Here is a 14,397-nt window from a genome sequence, read left to right as displayed (position 1 = left end):
AAAAAATGCCATGCAAAACACAACGATTTTTCACACGTTCCCATGAATGCCGTTCATGGGAACGAAACTGCCGCCGTCAGGCCTGATGTGCTGCCGGCGCCTGCAACAGCCCGCCCAGCCGTACCACTTCGTCACGCAGGTAGGCCAGCGCCTGGGCCGCGGCTTCGGGCTCGCCCTTCACGCCCAGGTCGATATGCGGCATGGTGCCCTGGCCATCCCCGACCGTCGGCAGGCTGAAGGCACTGACGCCAGGCCAGCGACGCTCCACTTCTTCCATCGCAGGCGTGATGCGGGACTCCGGCATTTTGAAAACCAGGAACGAGTATTCGACGCGATTCTGCCGGTGCTGCAAATCAGCATAGCGGTAGTCCAGCGTCCATTCGATCATCGGCCATGCCATGACCGGAAAACCGGGCAGGAAGGTGTGGTCGTGGATGAAAAAACCGGGAATGCGGTTATACGGGTTGGGCACGATTTCCGCCCCTTCCGGGAAAACACCCATTTGCAGGCGCTGCTGGTTCTCCGGCGTGTTCATGTCTGCACTGCCCGAGCCCTTTTCGGCCATTTCGGCGCAGCGCTCGGTGATCAGGCGCACCGCTTCCGGGTGCAGCGCCAGGGGCACATCCAGCGCCCGGGCGGCCGCCTGGCGAGTCTTGTCATCCGGCGTGGCGCCTATGCCGCCGCAGGAAAATACGATGTCGCCACGGGCAAAGCTGCGCCGGTAGGCTTCGACCAGGGTATCGAAATCATCCGGCAGGAATTCCGCATGGGAAAGCGACAGGCCGCGCTCTCCCAGCAAGGCGATGACCTTGCTGAGGTGCTTGTCTTCGCGCCTGCCGGACAAAATTTCATCGCCGACGATAATCAGGGAAAAGCGCCGTGCCGGGAACTCTTGCGTCATATGTGCATCCGTGGGTTCAATCCAGGGCACACGCTGCGCATGCCCGCTGATGACTGCATATCATAGGCTCCTCACGCCGCCTTGACCATGCACCGATCCGGTGCGCAGGCGCGACAAACCTTCCATGCCATAGTGGCCGAAAACCAGTGCCGAATAGACCGGCAGCACCAGCCATGCGGGCGGCAGCAGGTTGAGCAGCGCGCAGATCAGGCCGGCATACCAGAACCCCTTGCCTTGCCGCTGCAACAGCAAGCGGCGCTCGTCCGGGCTGGCATGTTCGGCCAGTACATCGACGCGCATGAGGCGGGTAAAAGCAAAGGTCCACCAGAAGATGGACAGCACCATGCCTGCGGGCGGCAATAGCCAGAGCGGCAAGGTCACGACCCAGCCCACGCAGAAGACCGTCCCGACCCAGCAAGCATTCCACAGGCTGAGCGCCCAACCATGCCGGCCTTTGCGTTGCAGGCCGGGGTAGCGCGTCTTTTCCAGGTGCGACATCACCATCGGGGTGATGAACACGGCGGCAATCAAAAGGCCCAGCAGGCCTGCCAGCGGCAACAGCAGCAAGGCGGCCAGCAGCGGCGTCAGCCAGACTTTCAACGAGAACAGGCCGATGCCCGTCAGCCAGGCGTCTGCGTTTTCCAGTGCCGACCAGCTCGATTGCTGCTGCATCAACCATTGGCTGACCGGTGTCCAGGCGAACCACACCAGCAACACCGCCCCTACCGCCATGATGATGAAAGGCAGCAGCAGCGCCAGCAGCATGCGCGGGTGCCATAACGACACCAATGCGCGCTGGAAGGCTTGCGCCAGCGCGGCCGGGCCTGCCGCCTCACGCGGAGAGGCGGCGGCTGGAGACTCGATGGGAAGGGACTGATGACGGTAGGGATCTGACATGATGGCTCCTGCCTGGCAAACTGCTGCCATTATCCCTGATCAGGGCACGGCTCTTCTGTCGCCCGCGCGCGCGCCGACACCCGTCGCGTCAGGGAAGCGTTGCCTAATGTTACGGCACGGCATTGTTACGGCACTGCGTCGTTATTGCACCGCATCGTTACGGCGCCACATGACCAGACTGCGAGCAAGAATCGCAACAGCGCGGCGTAACGCCCTAGGGCACGAGGGCGACAGTGGCCCACAGGACAGGCGACAGCGGCTAACGCTGCCATCCTGCCCGACGACCCCGCCGCCGGGCAGGATCGGAGAGGGCCGGCAGTGGATGGATGGCGCCTGTGGTTCAGGCTGCCAGCCATTCCCCTACCGGTGCGACGGAAACGCCGCGCATGCCGTGACGGTCCAGGGACTGGGCCACAAAGCCATCCAGCTTGCAGGATTCGATGAAGCCCTGCAGATAGGCCAGCGCCTCCTGCCCACGCGCCTGCGGCACGCCCATCGCTTGGGGAATGACCATGAAATGCCCCGGCAACAGGCGCAGCCCCGGTACGTGATCCCGATCTTTTTCCAGTTGCTGGCGCACGCCCGCCATGACCGGGTAGCCGGCTTCCAGGAAGATGTCGAGCACAGCCCGGGGGCTGGGCGCACGGACCAGGCGCGCATGCCTGAGCGTGCGTGACAGATGCAAGTCGTAGGCACTGCCCTGGCCAACAACCAGATCTATGCCCTCGGCATCAACATCCACATTGGCCTGCAGAGGAGAATCGCGCCGCACGGCGTAGCAGCCTTCGATCAGAACATAGGGGTCGGTAAACGCGATGCCGCTGCCACTGCGCTGGGGATCTATGGCAAAAAACCCGACATCGGCCTTGCCGCCGGATACCAGCGCCACCGATTCACGCGCGGCCTGGCAGGCGATGAGTTCCAGGGGCACGCCCAGCTCGCTGGCCAGGCGGCGAGCCAGGTCGACGGTCACGCCTTTGAGCGCGCCTTTGTCCGTGACCCCGGCCAGCACCGCATTGCCAAGGTTGATGGCGGCGCGCAGCGTGCCGCTGGGCGCCAGGACTGCTGCTTTTTTTTCTTTTTCCTGCACGGTCGTCTCCTTGCCAGGGCATGGAGGGCACGGGCTGCGCCGGTCCGCCCTGTCCTGCTGTCTCTTGGAAAGCCTGTTCCCGGATCACCGCAAGGTTACGATGCAATGCAACATGGCCCGTCGGTGATGAACCTATTCTTCCAGATTTTTCCGTATAGGCAAGCACTTTTTGTGCAGCGCGACAAAAATGCGGGAAAGTCCCCAGGAGCGACGTCAGCCGGACATTCGTTCAGGGACGGCGCATGAAAAATTTTGTTGCTTCTGATACTTCGAAGTAATCCCCCGGGCCGCCTCCGCGCAGGATCGGGCCGGGTAGCGCAGTCTGGTAAACCCCGTCGACCAGACAATGCCGCGAGATATGGGCAGCGACGACTTCGCCCAGCACCATCCAGGTATCCAGTTCCTGCCCTGCGGCGTTCGTCATGCGGAAATGCTGCGTCAGGCGACACTCCAGCGATACGGGGCTTTCCGCGACCCGGGGCGCGTCTACCAGGCGTCCGGTAAGCGGGGTCAGGCCGGCGAGTTCGAACTCGCGGACATCCTGCTCCAGGCTGGTCTGGTTCATTTTTTCAGCCAGCACACGGGTGGCTAGGTTCCAGGTAAACACCCCTGTTTCTATGGCGTTGCGCACGCTGTCCTTGTAGCCCACGCTGGAAAAGGCGATGACCGGTGGACGGTAATTGAACACATTGCAAAAGCTGTACGGCGCCAGGTTCAGCTTGCCTTCAGTGGAACGGGAGCCTATCCACCCGATCACACGAGGCCCGACGATGGCAGCAATAGGGTCGTGCTTGAGCCCATGGCCGTTGGCAGTTTCGTAATAGTGATAGTTGCGATCTTCCATTTTTCTGCTGCTTTCCACTGTTGTTCCATCCAAAACACCGGGAAACCCCGATGCCCACGCAAATACTTTACAACTAAAATAACCTTTTCACCATGGCCCGGCAGCGGGTCTGGTGCCGGCGACGCGACAAGCCCCGGATTGCCAGGCCACCTTGCCCAGACAGGGACTTTCACCATGCAGACCATGCTCAGCCACTGGGAAGACCACGCCTACGGTGACCTGGACCAGGCACAGGCTGCCGTGAGCAATATGCTCAAGCCGCACCGCCTGTGCATGCAGCACACCGGGCAGGCCCTGGATACGCGCGTCCGTCACGCCGATTTTGGCCGCATTACGCTGAGCCGCCTGTGTTACGGCGCGGATGTACGCATCCAGCCTGAACACCTGGCCGGCTTTTATCTTGTGCAGATTCCCCTCTATGGCTCGGCCCAGGTACGTTGCGGCAACGAGGAAGTGGATTCCAACGTCCGCACGGCCACGCTGCTGAACCCCAACGAAGACATAGACATGCGCTGGCGCGGCGACAGCGACCAGGTCATGCTGAAGCTGGAGCGCAGCCTGGTCGAGGGCCTGGCCGCCGCCATGGACGGTACAGAGACGCCGCGCAGCGTCAGCTTTCCGGTACGTTTCGAAGCCCATGCCAGCGCACCCTGGAAGCGCATGATGCGCTACCTGCTGGATTGCGCCCACACCCAGGGCGGAGGCGCCGATTCCCCCTTGCTGCTGACGCAGATCGAACAACTGGCGGCTTCCACGCTGCTCAGCCTGCACCCGCACCGCCAGCTCGACGACAGCCCTGCCCTCACGCAGCGCATTCTGCCGCGCCATATCAAGCGTGTGGAAACTTATTTGCAGGAGCATGCGCATGAAGCCGTGCGCGGCGAAGACCTGGCCCACTTTGCCGGCGTCAGCCTGCGCAGCCTGTATGCGGGCTTCCGCGAGTATTGCGGCATCAGCCCGATGCAGTATCTGCGCGGCATACGCCTGGAGCGGGCCCGCCGCGACCTGCTCGACCCGCATCAAGCCGATTCCGTTTCCACCATCGCGCTGCGCTGGGGCTTTTCCCACCTGGGCCGCTTCAGCGCCGAATATCGCCAACGCTTTGGTGAAACCCCCAGCGCCAGCCTGCAACGCCGCCATGCCTGAGCCCGTTCGCCGCTGCCCACGGCAACGACTGCTATCAGAATGATCGGTCCCGACAATGCAAAACACCCGCTGAAGTTCATCGGGTGCTCAGTCCGTAGCATCGCTACGGATACCGGTCCGGAGGTGTCAATCCAGGGCAGGACGGGTCACGGGCCGCCCCAAGACAAAAACACCCCTGGGGGCAGCACGCCGAAGGCGCAGCGTGGGGGCCCTATCTCTTGCCCATGATGCGTTTGGCCGCCAGATAGCCCGATTGTCCGCCCAGGCCGGGGCCGGGATGCACGGACGCGCCGATATGGTGCAGGTCTTTCACCGGCGTGCGGCCAGTGCGCGCTGCCTTGACCCCGGCAAACGGGCGCATCCAGAAGAACTGGTCCGGCGAACACACACCGGAATAAGGATCTCCCCCCACCAGATTGACATTCCAGGCTTCCAGGTCGGCCGGCGAGAACGCTTGGCGCGCCAGGATGGATTGGCCCAGCCCGGGCATCACAGTTTCCAGCCGGGCCTGAACGCGGTCGGCATAGGCTTCGCGGACGGCTTCATTCCAGCGTCCGTCTGCTGGAATGGCGATTTCCCCGGCAGCATCGCCGCGCAAGCGTGACGGTATGTCCTGCATCTGTACCCAGAGTATCCAGCCGCCTTCCGGCGCACGCGTGACATCCACCGCCACCGGTTGCCCAACGGCAAGCGTAGGCCGCGCCGGCAGCCAGCCGTTACTGGCCTCGGTAACCGACAGGCAGACCTGCTCCAGGCTTTCCGTCACGTGCACCATCGGCACGTGACGCAGTTCGGGTTCACACCAATCCGGCAGACGGTCCAGCGTGAAATGCACCTGCATGCCGCCTCTCCCGTGACGAAAGCGTTTGGCCTGCTCCGCTGCCGCCCGGACTTCGGGAGCGCCATTCAGGAGCTGCCCGTACAGTTGCCCCGGCGTCACGTTGCAGACCACGCCGCGCCTGGCGCGCAGCGTCTGGCCGCCCGCCTGGACACCGACGGCTCGGCCACGCTCCACCAGGACACGCTCGACATTCATGGAAGTCTGCACGGTGCCACCGGCCGTATTGATGATGTCGATGAACCCCTGGACCAAACGTGCGCCGCCTCCCTTGACGACGGGCATGCCGCCCGCCACCACGGCGGCGCAGGTCAGCTTGCCGATCAGGGCCGATGATGCCTCATCCGGCCCCAGGCCGCCATGCAACACCCACGGCGCCAGCATGGCGCGGTTGATCGTACCGTTCATCGAGCGGTCCGCCCAGCGCCGCAGGCTTTCCAGCGCTTCGGAACCGAAGGCCATCAGACCGTCCAGGCCGCGCTTGCGCCATTCGCCAAACAACAGCCTGGCTGTCGAAAAGCTGTAGGGGTCGTTACCCATCAGGCCGAATACCAGCCCGGCGTCGTCACCAAACATGCGCTGGGCCATGGCGGCAAAAGCGTCGCCGTCCCCGGCTGCCAAGGCATTCATGCGAGCCGCCGTATCGGCGATGTCCTTGCGCAACGCCAGGCCAGGGCCGCCCGGGATGGCCACGCCGGTGCTGTAGTCGCAGGAAACGAATTCCACGCCCGCCTGTTTCAGGGGTTCGGCAAGCTCGGCATAGGCAGCCCCGCCCATGAACAGCGGATACCAGCTCGACAGGACTTCATGGGTATAGCCGGGATACAGGCTTTCGGTGCGGATGCAGCCACCGGCCACGGGATTGCGTTCCAGCACCGTGACCGTCATGCCGCGCCGCGCCAGCAACGCCGCGCAGACCAGCGAATTCATGCCGCTGCCGACGACGATAATATCGGCGTCAGGATTCTTATTCATGCTTTGTCTCCTGTCCTTCCAGTTTGCAGCGCCCGCCCGGGTGCTGCGCAATATATGCAAACACCGGCCCAGGGGCCGGCGCTGCTTGCTGACGATGCGAAAAGCTCCTCAAGCCTCTCCCCCGGCCTGATACGGCACTGCGCCGCTGCGCGAACCGCAGGGACAGCAGCCAGGGGCAGCGTCGCCAGGGCCGCATGTGCCGCCCTGGCCGTTTGATTCACCCGGGAGCGCGTTCATGCCATGGCCAGCCGGGTGAAGCGTCCCTGGTGAAACACCGCGGGCGCATGACCATCGGCCTCATGGCGCAATACCCGCCCGATGAACAGCCGGTGGTCACCCCCTTCGTGGCTTTGATAATTCTCGCAGACAAAACGGGCGCTGCAGCCGTCGATCAGGGGAATCCCTTCCTCGCAATCCTGGTGAGCGGCCATGGCAAACTTGTCTTCCACCTTCGGATTGGCAAAGTTCAACGCCAACTCGGCCTGCGCCTCGCTCATGATGTTGATGGCGAAGTGATCGCAGTTCAGGAAAATATCCAGGCTGGGGGAATGGTTCACCAGGCTCCACAGAATCAGCGGAGGATCCAGCGACAGCGAGGAAAACGAGTTGATCGTCAGGCCGACCGGCCGCCCATCGGAACCACGCGTCGTAACGACCGCGACTCCGGTGGGGAAATGGCCCAGCGCCTGCCGAAATGCACGGCTGTCCAGCAGCACTGCCGGCTTTTCCTGGATGGAAGACATAGACATGGTGTTTCTCCTTCAGGCAGCAATGCGTCCGGTGGCGCAATCACTGATCAGTTTTTCCGCTGCGGCCATATCCGTCCAGGCCGGGAAATAGCGCGGCGGATGATTGAAGCCATTGGCCAGGAAATGCGCCAGCGCGGGATGCGCCTGCGCGCCCATCAGCAGGCTCAGGGCCGAAGGTTGCGGCGGCGCCAGCATGGAGTTGGTCCATTCCACCACCTTGCCGGCATAATCCCAGTAGGTTTCGAAGACCTGTTCCATCCAGGCACGGTCATAGGCCTGCTCGCCACGTGCCAGAATGGCATCGAGATAGACTTTGGCGGCCTTGGCAGCATTGTTGGAGCCCTGGCCGGTAATCGGGTCGTTGACCACTACCGCGTCGCCCATGCCCAGCACCATGCGGCCCGACGGCAAGGTCAGCACCGGCTTGCGCACAGTCGGAGGGAAAGCGCCGGACAAATAGCCCATGCTGTCAGTCAACTCGACATTGCGGGCGCGCTCGGCTTCCCAGGGCAGAAAGGTGCGCAGGAAATCCAGGCTGCGTTCCAGGTGGTCGGCCGGGCCTTGTACATCACGCCAGCGGTCCAGCGGGCCGCCCGGCACGCCTTCGAATACCATGATGTCGCAAGGGCCTGAGAGCGTCAGTGACGGAAACACAAAGTACTCGCCCACGCCCGGCACGAAATTGAAGGACACGCGCGAGTAGTCGGGCGTCGGCTTCAGGCCATGCACGTAGGTCAGCGCCAGCGCGCGCTGCGGCTTGTCATAGGGGGAACGGCTGGCATCCCGCTCGAACAGCTTCACGACCTCGCCCTTGCCTGCCGCGAGGATGGTGAGATCGTGTTCGGCGCTGATACGCTCCAGTTCGGCGACGCCCACGTCCTCGATCACCAGGTTGCCGCCGCGGCGGGCGAATTCCTCAAGCCAGGCGGGCATCTTCACGCGCTGGTCGACGGCCTGCGCCACGCGATCCAGGCGTGCGCTCCAGTCCACCGCCTTGCGGCCGGGGTGTTCAGGGTCGGGCAGTGCAAAGCCGATGCCCTCCACGGGCGGACAGTCCGCCGCCCAATGATCTATGCCCAGGCCGGCCTCCACGTCCAGCGCATTGGCGAACATGCACTGGCTGGACATCACCCGGCCATTGCGGATGTCGTCCGGCGTACGGTTCGTATAGACGGAAACTTCGTAGCCCCGCTGCAGCAGCCCGAATGCCACGGGCATGCCCGCCTGGCCACCGCCGATGATTGCAACTTTGCGCATTGTCTTCTCCTGATGTTTTTTTTGGCCAGATCACGGACGAACTGGCCCTATCCGCGCCGCCGCCAGCGGCACGGAGCCTGACTGCTCAACTTGTGATGGTGCTTGGCGAATGGCCCGCGCCACACCGATGGGAAAAAGGTTCAGCCTGCCAGCAAGGGGATGGCCGGCTTGCCCTGCTCCGGCCCCATGGCCGAGTAACCACCATCGACGGCGTAATCAGCGCCAGTGACGAAGGACGCGGCATCGGACAACAGGAAGGCCACGACTTCGCCGACTTCGGCCGGATTGCCGACCCGGCCCAGCATGTGGAACGGCGCGGCGACGCGATCCGTCTTGGCGCGGTCGCCGCCGCTGAGTTCATCCATGACGCGAGACCAGATCCAGCCCGGCGACACTGAATTCACGCGGATACCGTCTGCCGCAAAATCCAGGGCCATATTGCGCGTGGCCTGCAGCAGTGCCGCCTTGGACACCGGGTAGAGCCAGCGCCCGGTCTGCGCGGCCTTGGAGGAAATGGACGTGAAATTGACGATCGCGCCGCCCTGCTGGCGCTGCAGGTATGGACGCACCGCCAGTGCCGCCTGGATGGCGCTGACGACGTTGACGTCCAGCGCCTTGAGCCAGTCCGAACGGTTCGACGCCGGGCCGTCATCCAGATACGTACACGCCAGATTGACCAGGCCATCGACCCGGCCGAAATGGCTAGCCACTGCTGCCATGCCTGCCTGCAAGGCGGCGTCATCCGTGATGTCCACCTGGTGGAACACCGCACGCGCCGCATCGTTGCCGGCAGCACGCCGGCCGCCTTCGGCGTCGATATCGAAAATTGCCACACGGGCACCATAGCCCAACAGAACTTCCGCCACGCCCGCGCCGATGCGCGTTGCGCCGCCCGTCACCAGATACACCTTGTCTTGCAAACCTTTCATGTCTGTCTCCTGTTATGTCGTGCCTGCTGCCGGTTGCCCGCAAGGACATCGGGGTTCGCCCCCCGCCAGCAACACTTTTCCGCCTGTGGTTTCCATGCTAGAAGCGAGCGGCGCCGCCTGCTATCCACCCTGTGCAGCCAGCATCCGTTTCGTGCATAAAAATGAGTCTGCAAGCGGCTTTCCAGGGGGAAACCCCTAGACCAAGGGGGCATTTTTGTCTTGGGGCAGCCCGGCAAAAAAAGCGCCCCCACGCTGCGCCTTCGGCTTGCTGCCCCCCGAGGGGGCATTTTTGTCTTGGGGCGGCCCGGCGACAAAAAACAGGCCCCAGAAAGGGCCTGCCGGTACGCTTCCGTGCGGTGTTACCGATCTCAGAATGGCAGCGATGCCTTGAGCATGAACGCACTGCCTTCCGGGCGGCTGCGTACGCCCATTTCAGTCTGCCATTTGGCGGTGATCATGAAACCCTTGTCGTTGGCGTAGCGCAGGCTCGGACCAATGGCGAAGGCGCGAGCCTTGCCCGGGCCGGCATTGGGGCCGTGGTCGTCGCCTAACTGGCGATACCAGTAGCCGCCCACGCCGGTCACCAGGCCGTTGCCCCAACCCCAACTCACGGCATAGTCCACATGCAGGGCATTGCCCGAGCGGGTGTCGGTGTCATTGTTTTCCATGTTCACATCAAACATGAACTTCGTGTCTATATTCAGGCCCGTGGGCTGCATGTAGGTCACCGCCGCGACCGGCTGGAAGGCCCAGTAGTTACGCCCCAGATTGGCCGAATCTTCCTTGCGGTAGCGGCCGGTCGGTGCATAGACGTCCAGGCCCAGCACATAGTGCAGGCGCTCGCTGGGGTGGTAACCCAGCGCCGGCCCGAATACGATGTCGCCCAACCCGCTCTTGCGCTGGCTCTCGCCCATGGCTTCGGCCTTGACGGTCAGCAACGGGGCAATGACGTGGAAGGCCAGCTGGCCGCCCATTACCTTCTGCTCCGTCACCCAGATCAGGCGCGGAGCAATCACGCCGACATTGACCTTGAAACCGGGGATGGGAATCTGGTCCCCCGAGGCATCCCTTACCTTGTCATAGTGCAGCGCGCCGGCATAGGACAGCCAGTGCACGCCGGGGGGCGGCAAGGCGCCCGACATGAAATTTTCCAGTCCATCGGCATAGACGGGCAAGCCGCCGCCTTCCGTGGCGTTGGCCGCTCCGCCCGCCAGGGCGCCACAGAACAGGCCCAATACGGCCAATCGCATCCCTGCCTGTTTTCCTTTGTTCCGCATGCTGTATGTCTCCGGTTGTTGTCTTTGGCCGCCCGCCTGCTGCGGGTCGGTACGGCCTGTGTCGCGCGCCAGCCCCATGCCTGGTGACGGGCTCCGGCCTGGGCCGCCTGCCGGTAGGGGCACGGCGGCTGCGCCTGTTTTTTTGTTCAGGCCGATGGCGGCAATGCTAGAAAAGCGCCCTGGCGGCAGCTATCCATTTCGCGCAGGCATCATCCATTTCGCGCAAGGAAATCACGTTTCAAGGGAAAACCCCGGGCGTTGCGCCGGCAGGCGCAGGCGCGGTTCGCCTGCGCCATCAGGGCATACGCCTAATGGTTTCCCATCATGCCCAGATAGATATGTTGATAAATAAAATATTCAATATGGAATTAAATCCATCACGGGCGTGAAGCACCCCGGCTAGCCGGTGTCCTGGCATGCACGACGCAGTTCTTCCCCAGCGGTTTTCACGGAATCTCGCATCATGAGCAAAAAACACGTCGCCCTCACGCTGGCCGCCACCCTGCTGGCCTGTCACTCCCTGGCTGTCCAGGCTGCCGAAACCACCCTGAAGGCCGTCAGTGCCTTCAATACCGACACCTTCTTCACCGACCGCTTCAAGGTATTCGTCGACAAGGTCAATGAAGACGGCAAAGGCATCCTGCAGATCCAGATGATCGGCGGGCCGGAAGCCATCCCGACCTTCGAGGTCGGCAACGCCGTGCGCGCCGGGGTGGTCGATCTGGCCAATAGTTCTGCCGTGTTCCACGCCAACATGGTGCCCGAAGCCCTGGCCATGACGCTGACGGACAAAACCATCCAGGAATTGCGGGCCAACGGCGGCCATGCGCTGATGGACCAGATCCACCGCGAAAAGGCCAACATGCTGTGGCTGGCACGCCTGACCGACGGTTTGCAGTACCACATCTACAGCAACAAGCCCGTCAATAGCGTCCAGGATCTCAAGGGCCTGAAACTGCGCAGCGTGCCGACCTATCTGGCGTTCTTCCGTGCCGTCAACGCATCGGCGCTGCAGATTCCACCCGGCGAGGTCTATACCGCGCTGGAGCGCGGCGTGGTGGACGGCTATGGCTGGCCTTCGGTGGGCGTGCTGGACCTGGGCTGGCAGGAAAAGACCAAATACCGCATCGAACCTGGTTTCTATAACGTCGAAGTCAGCCTGTTCATGAACCAGAAAAGCTGGGACAAGCTCGATGACGCGCAAAAGAACTTCCTGAAGGAAAAGGTGGAATGGGTTGAGTCCCTGAATAAGGAAGACCTGACCCTGGCGATCCAGGAAAAAGAACGCCAGGCCCAGGCCGGCGTGCAGACCATCACCCTGCCGGAAGCGGAAGCACAGGCCATGCGTGCGGTGGCCTACAAGGCTGGCTGGGACGGTATTGCCAAGACAGGCTCACGCCACGCGGTGGAAATCGAACGCTTGTTCGGGCACGGCGACAGCCAGCCCTGAACACGCAACCCCAGCACGCGGCCCCAGCGGGCCGCACCAATAAAACACACCAGTACGCCTCTCCGGCACGCGCCGTCTTCAGGGGTACTGGCACGGCTGGCGCGCCTGCCCCCCCACTCACCCGTTCACCTGTTTCCCCGTGCAGGCCATCGCGCTGCCGTTGCTACCCCAAAGAGGGCTCCTTATGCACACCCCTGCCATAGACCGCCAGGAGCCGCCGCGCTCGCCACTGGCCCATGCCTACCTGCTGCTCATGTCCGCCTGCGGCGCGGTCGGCGCACTGACCTTCGGCCTGATGGCCCTGCTCATCGGCTGCGACGTCATCCTGCGCAACCTCGGCCTGAACTGGCTGCCTTCCAGCGTGGAAATCTCGGAATACATGCTGATGATCGCTACCTTCGTGGCGGCCCCCTGGCTGCTGTACCAGGGCGGCCACATCCGCATCGACGTCCTGGTCTCCAAGATGCCGCGCCTGACGGCCCAGCTTTGCGAAGTGCTGTGTAATTTCATCGGCGCGGTCGTCTGCGCGGTGCTGGCCTGGCAATCGCTGCTGGTGGCGCTGGATGCCGCCGCCCAGGGCAACCTGGTCTTCAAGGAAATCATCTTTCCCGAGTGGTGGCTGAACCTGCCGCTGCTGTTCGGCGCCACACTGCTCTGCATCGAATTCCTGCGCCGCCTTTACCTGTCCCTGCAAGCACTGCGCCATCAAGGAAACTGATCATGGACTGGTATTACGCACTGGCCCTTATGCTGGGCACACTATTTTTCTTCATGGCTATCGGCGCACCGGTGGTCTTCTCCTTCCTGGCCGTCAACCTGATCGGCGCCTTTACCTTCCTGGGCGGTGAAATCGGCCTGGGCCAATGGGTACGCAACACCACCTCATCGCTGGTCAGTTTTTCCCTCACGCCCATCCCGCTGTTCGTCCTCATGGGCGAAGTGCTGTTTCATACCGGGCTGGCTTTCAAGGCCATTGATTCCATTGAAAAAGCCATAGACAAGGTCCCCGGCAAACTTTCCATCGTCAGCATCCTGGGCGGCACCACATTCGCCACCCTGTCAGGCTCTTCTATCGCCAATACCGCGATGATGGGCGGCGTGATGATGCCGGAAATGATGCGGCGCGGCTATCACCCCACCATGTCCATGGGGCCTATCATGGCAGTAGGTGGCATCGCCATGCTGATTCCACCGTCGGCACTGGCCGTCATGCTGGGCAGCCTGGCCGGAATTTCCATCGAACGGCTGCTGATTGGCGGCATCCTGCCCGGTATGCTGATGGCTATCGGCTTTCTCGGCTACGTTATCATCCGCAGCCGCCTGCGCCCGCAGGATGCGCCCCCGTCGGATAAGGACGGCACCAGTCTGTCCGGCATGCAGAAATGGCTGCCCTTCGTCAAGAACGTGCTGCCTTTGCTGGGTATTTTCATCGCCGTGGTGGGTTCCATGCTGGCCGGCTGGGCCTCGCCAACGGAATCCGCCGCCATTGGCGTGCTGGCCTCGGTGCTGGCCACCTTCTGCTACCGCGCCTTCTCATTGCAGGCGCTGTGGAAGAGCCTGATCGAAACCACCAAGGTTTCGGTGGTGATCCTGTTCATTCTGGCCGCCTCGACCACCTTCGCGCAGCTGCTGAGCTTCTCCGGCGCCAGCACGGGCTTCCTGGGCCTGATCAAGGAAATGAACCTCTCGCCTGCGATACTGGTCATCTGCATGCTGCTGGTCCTGCTGGTGATCGGCACCGTGCTGGATCAGATCAGCATGATGATGATCACCCTTCCCTTTTTCATGCCGCTGGCCCTGGCCGCCGGCGTGGATACGGTCTGGCTGGGCGTGATGATGTTGATCGCGCTCGAAATCGGCCTGCTGACGCCGCCTTTCGGCTTGCTGTTGATCGTCATGCAAAGTGTGGTGCCGCCGTCGATACGGTTACCGCAGATCTACCGCGCAGCCGTGCCTTTCCTGGTGATAGAGATCGTCGTCCTTGCCAGTGTCTTCCTGCTGCCCGGCATCGCCACCGGGCTGCCCAACCTCATCAACTAGCGCC

General features: G+C 62.9%; 13 protein-coding genes. 4 read left to right on the top strand and 9 right to left on the bottom strand.

The genetic code is table 11. From position 1 onward, the window contains the following. Positions 1 to 76: 76 nt before the first annotated feature. The 4 genes from EV679_RS13215 to EV679_RS13200 all read right to left on the bottom strand — a co-directional run bounded on the left by EV679_RS13215 (position 77) and on the right by EV679_RS13200 (position 3,732). Positions 77 to 901 (bottom strand): competence/damage-inducible protein A, encoded by an 825-nt coding sequence (locus EV679_RS13215; protein WP_068369796.1) that lies wholly within the window; start codon positions 899 to 901, stop codon positions 77 to 79. Positions 902 to 961: 60 nt separating this feature from the next. Next, positions 962 to 1,798, bottom strand: a complete 837-nt coding sequence (locus EV679_RS13210; protein WP_068369800.1) for an EI24 domain-containing protein — start codon at positions 1,796 to 1,798, stop codon at positions 962 to 964. A 340-nt stretch (positions 1,799 to 2,138) separates the two neighbouring features. Further along, complete coding sequence (locus EV679_RS13205; RefSeq protein WP_068369804.1) at positions 2,139 to 2,888, bottom strand: transporter substrate-binding domain-containing protein; 750 nt, start codon at positions 2,886 to 2,888, stop codon at positions 2,139 to 2,141. Positions 2,889 to 3,117: 229 nt separating this feature from the next. Then, complete coding sequence (locus tag EV679_RS13200) at positions 3,118 to 3,732, bottom strand: flavin reductase family protein (RefSeq protein WP_068369806.1); 615 nt, start codon at positions 3,730 to 3,732, stop codon at positions 3,118 to 3,120. Between the two features lie 174 nt (positions 3,733 to 3,906). On the opposite strand from EV679_RS13200, the gene EV679_RS13195 reads away from it, so the two are divergent. Then, the gene (locus tag EV679_RS13195; protein WP_068369809.1) at positions 3,907 to 4,878 is read left to right on the top strand and encodes an AraC family transcriptional regulator; all 972 of its coding nucleotides are present in this window, start codon (positions 3,907 to 3,909) and stop codon (positions 4,876 to 4,878) included. 211 nt (positions 4,879 to 5,089) lie between these two features. Here EV679_RS13195 and EV679_RS13190 read toward each other — a convergent pair whose 3' ends face one another. The 5 genes from EV679_RS13190 to EV679_RS13170 all read right to left on the bottom strand — a co-directional run bounded on the left by EV679_RS13190 (position 5,090) and on the right by EV679_RS13170 (position 10,876). Further along, positions 5,090 to 6,691: a phytoene desaturase family protein gene (locus EV679_RS13190; protein ID WP_130487460.1), complete on the bottom strand. Its 1,602-nt coding sequence runs from the start codon at positions 6,689 to 6,691 to the stop codon at positions 5,090 to 5,092. 233 nt (positions 6,692 to 6,924) lie between these two features. Continuing rightward, the gene (locus EV679_RS13185; RefSeq protein ID WP_238591339.1) at positions 6,925 to 7,440 is read right to left on the bottom strand and encodes a flavin reductase family protein; all 516 of its coding nucleotides are present in this window, start codon (positions 7,438 to 7,440) and stop codon (positions 6,925 to 6,927) included. A gap of 12 nt (positions 7,441 to 7,452) precedes the next feature. Beyond that, positions 7,453 to 8,697: a styrene monooxygenase/indole monooxygenase family protein gene (locus EV679_RS13180; protein ID WP_127774476.1), complete on the bottom strand. Its 1,245-nt coding sequence runs from the start codon at positions 8,695 to 8,697 to the stop codon at positions 7,453 to 7,455. 140 nt (positions 8,698 to 8,837) lie between these two features. Further along, positions 8,838 to 9,626: an SDR family oxidoreductase gene (locus EV679_RS13175; RefSeq protein ID WP_068369820.1), complete on the bottom strand. Its 789-nt coding sequence runs from the start codon at positions 9,624 to 9,626 to the stop codon at positions 8,838 to 8,840. Positions 9,627 to 9,994: 368 nt separating this feature from the next. After that, positions 9,995 to 10,876 (bottom strand): SphA family protein, encoded by an 882-nt coding sequence (locus EV679_RS13170; RefSeq protein ID WP_242611491.1) that lies wholly within the window; start codon positions 10,874 to 10,876, stop codon positions 9,995 to 9,997. A 490-nt stretch (positions 10,877 to 11,366) separates the two neighbouring features. On the opposite strand from EV679_RS13170, the gene dctP reads away from it, so the two are divergent. The 3 genes from dctP (at position 11,367) to EV679_RS13155 (ending at position 14,393) form a co-directional block, all read left to right on the top strand. Next, positions 11,367 to 12,353: a TRAP transporter substrate-binding protein DctP gene (dctP, locus tag EV679_RS13165; protein ID WP_068369822.1), complete on the top strand. Its 987-nt coding sequence runs from the start codon at positions 11,367 to 11,369 to the stop codon at positions 12,351 to 12,353. Positions 12,354 to 12,537: 184 nt separating this feature from the next. Continuing rightward, positions 12,538 to 13,071 carry a TRAP transporter small permease gene (locus EV679_RS13160; RefSeq protein ID WP_068369825.1) on the top strand — a complete coding sequence of 178 codons (534 nt, stop codon included), beginning with the start codon at positions 12,538 to 12,540 and terminating at the stop codon, positions 13,069 to 13,071. 2 nt (positions 13,072 to 13,073) lie between these two features. After that, complete coding sequence (locus tag EV679_RS13155) at positions 13,074 to 14,393, top strand: TRAP transporter large permease (protein WP_130487458.1); 1,320 nt, start codon at positions 13,074 to 13,076, stop codon at positions 14,391 to 14,393. Positions 14,394 to 14,397: the final 4 nt, after the last annotated feature.

The organism is Kerstersia gyiorum (genome assembly GCF_004216755.1).
Lineage (GTDB): Bacteria > Pseudomonadota > Gammaproteobacteria > Burkholderiales > Burkholderiaceae_B > Kerstersia > Kerstersia gyiorum.
Note: the sequence above shows the minus strand (reverse complement) of the source record. Positions and strands in the feature narration are given on the sequence as shown.

Bases quoted from the DNA above. Each gene is read 5' to 3' on its own strand.
- EV679_RS13210 (WP_068369800.1), bottom strand. From the start codon at position 1,798: ATGTCAGATCCCTACCGTCATCAGTCCCTTCCCATCGAGTCTCCAGCC.
- EV679_RS13170 (WP_242611491.1), bottom strand. From the start codon at position 10,876: ATGCGATTGGCCGTATTGGGCCTGTTCTGTGGCGCCCTGGCGGGCGGA.
- EV679_RS13195 (WP_068369809.1), top strand. From the start codon at position 3,907: ATGCAGACCATGCTCAGCCACTGGGAAGACCACGCCTACGGTGACCTG.
- dctP (WP_068369822.1), top strand. From the start codon at position 11,367: ATGAGCAAAAAACACGTCGCCCTCACGCTGGCCGCCACCCTGCTGGCC.
- EV679_RS13200 (WP_068369806.1), bottom strand. From the start codon at position 3,732: ATGGAAGATCGCAACTATCACTATTACGAAACTGCCAACGGCCATGGG.
- EV679_RS13175 (WP_068369820.1), bottom strand. From the start codon at position 9,626: ATGAAAGGTTTGCAAGACAAGGTGTATCTGGTGACGGGCGGCGCAACG.
- EV679_RS13160 (WP_068369825.1), top strand. From the start codon at position 12,538: ATGCACACCCCTGCCATAGACCGCCAGGAGCCGCCGCGCTCGCCACTG.
- EV679_RS13215 (WP_068369796.1), bottom strand. From the start codon at position 901: ATGACGCAAGAGTTCCCGGCACGGCGCTTTTCCCTGATTATCGTCGGC.
- EV679_RS13155 (WP_130487458.1), top strand. From the start codon at position 13,074: ATGGACTGGTATTACGCACTGGCCCTTATGCTGGGCACACTATTTTTC.
- EV679_RS13190 (WP_130487460.1), bottom strand. From the start codon at position 6,691: ATGAATAAGAATCCTGACGCCGATATTATCGTCGTCGGCAGCGGCATG.
- EV679_RS13185 (WP_238591339.1), bottom strand. From the start codon at position 7,440: ATGTCTATGTCTTCCATCCAGGAAAAGCCGGCAGTGCTGCTGGACAGC.
- EV679_RS13180 (WP_127774476.1), bottom strand. From the start codon at position 8,697: ATGCGCAAAGTTGCAATCATCGGCGGTGGCCAGGCGGGCATGCCCGTG.